The sequence below is a fragment of the Candidatus Hydrogenedentota bacterium genome (assembly GCA_012523015.1).
Classification (GTDB): Bacteria; Hydrogenedentota; Hydrogenedentia; order Hydrogenedentales; family CAITNO01; genus JAAYBJ01.
Genome location: JAAYJI010000353.1, coordinates 1 through 1,671 on the forward strand (window position 1 = coordinate 1; position 1,671 = coordinate 1,671).

Annotated in this window: 2 protein-coding genes; both read right to left on the bottom strand. The window is 50.6% G+C overall.

Annotation, left to right across the window (positions count from 1 at the left end):
• Positions 1-1,012, bottom strand: a 1,012-nt coding sequence (locus GX117_15300; protein ID NLO34694.1) for a DUF2157 domain-containing protein, incomplete at its 3' end; no start/stop codon positions are given.
• 45 nt (positions 1,013-1,057) lie between these two features.
• The gene (locus GX117_15305; GenBank protein ID NLO34695.1) at positions 1,058-1,633 is read right to left on the bottom strand and encodes a hypothetical protein; all 576 of its coding nucleotides are present in this window, start codon (positions 1,631-1,633) and stop codon (positions 1,058-1,060) included.
• Positions 1,634-1,671 lie beyond the last annotated feature (38 nt).

Sequence of the window (1,671 nt, forward strand, 5' to 3'; positions counted from 1 at the left end):
ACGCTGCCTTGTGTATCGAGTCCCAAAAGTATTCAAAGAAGCGTGTATAAAGGTTGATGAACAGGAATGTCAGACCAAAACCACGAAGGGCACCGTCGTCCCGCTTCAAGCCATACCAAATCGCAGCGATGGAAGCTGCCCCAAAAAGCAGGGACCAGTGAAGGAGCTCGTATTGCCGCACGGTCTCCCATTTCATCATGTCCCCGTAGTTACCGAAGATAGACATGATCCAAAGTGCGATAAACAGATAAAGGATTCCTATGACTTTGGTTTGCGGCGACATAGAAAGCAGACGCGCTTTGAAAGTCGAAGTGTTTGAGGGGGGTGAAGTCTGTTCTCCAACAAGTCCGAGAGCAGTTAGCGCGGCACCGAAGACGACGAATCTGAGGGGGTAGTTCATACCCAGGTAATAGGCCCCCCAGCCAGACATGTAGCCAGTCTCTGTGCCCATCCAAGCGCCCAGGGAAGCCAAACCGAAGACCCATACAAGCGCTGAAGGAAACCACAGGCCGAGTAGTGCATATAGAACGGACGCGATCAAAAAGAGTACAGAGTAGTGGCCTGACCCAGTGTCAATCACAATGCCCAGAAAGAAAACGGCGCCTGCCAAAGCCAAGACCCCGAGAAAGAAGACAGATTCATTACGGTAAATACGGTGTGGATGCTTCCTTCGCGAAAACAGGCCGTACCAAAAGATCGTGGCCGACACAACGGCAAAAAAAACACATTTCACGGCGGCCGAAACGTTGAAGATACGCTTGAGTAGTTCCATCAGCATCCTGTCAGCCAAGACCGTACCTACCGCAATGACGATGCAGACAATGGCGATGATAAAGGCATAGCGCGCAGTCTTTTGCCAATCGAAGGGGGCAATGGAGGTAGCAGCCGTAAGGTGAGCGCTGGTTTCGTTGTCAATAATGCCGTTTTCGCGCCACCGATCGACCACACGCATAACAATACCGTGGTGCTTTCTGGGAAGCGCCACTTGAGGCTGTTGACTTTGTTGTTCCATCGCGTGTCTCCCTATCCGCTGATCAGTCGCAATCTAACATTCGCGCTAACCGGCGGGACTGGGCGATGCGCCATAGGCGCGTTGCCCAAGACCGTCCGTGTTGAGCGCGTTGTTAGACATTCTTCTGTGCCGCCTTCTTTCTGATTCGTTCAATACGGCCTTCAAAACCCGAAAATGTGTGTCGTGAAGACCATACGCAATTGCTTGCTTACATATCTCAATGGCTTTTTCAAATTCTTCAGCCTCTGTCAGCACAGTGGCATAGTGCTGGAATGTGGATATGCGTGGTAATTCACCGCCCATATCTTCCGTCAAAGGCCCAGCGAGAGATGAAAACTCGTGAAGATGTTTTTCTGCGTATTCGATGCACAACTGCCGATATCGGTCTTCTTTTCTTCGCTTGTAGGCCTCTGAAACAATCGACTGCAACAGAAAGTGCCTATCGATTGGGTTTGTTTTCGTTGAGGCTGCTTTTAGCATTAGCTCCAAATCCCCAGATGTCCACGCCCGGAATGCGTCATCAACCGCAACGAACTTTCCTTGCCGGATCGTAGACGCGGATGATGACTCATTGTTCTTCGACTTCTCTTTTCCGCCGAAAAGTGATGAAAGCCAGCTCATTGCGATGTTCCTTGAGAATGCCTAACGCAGAACTAAGC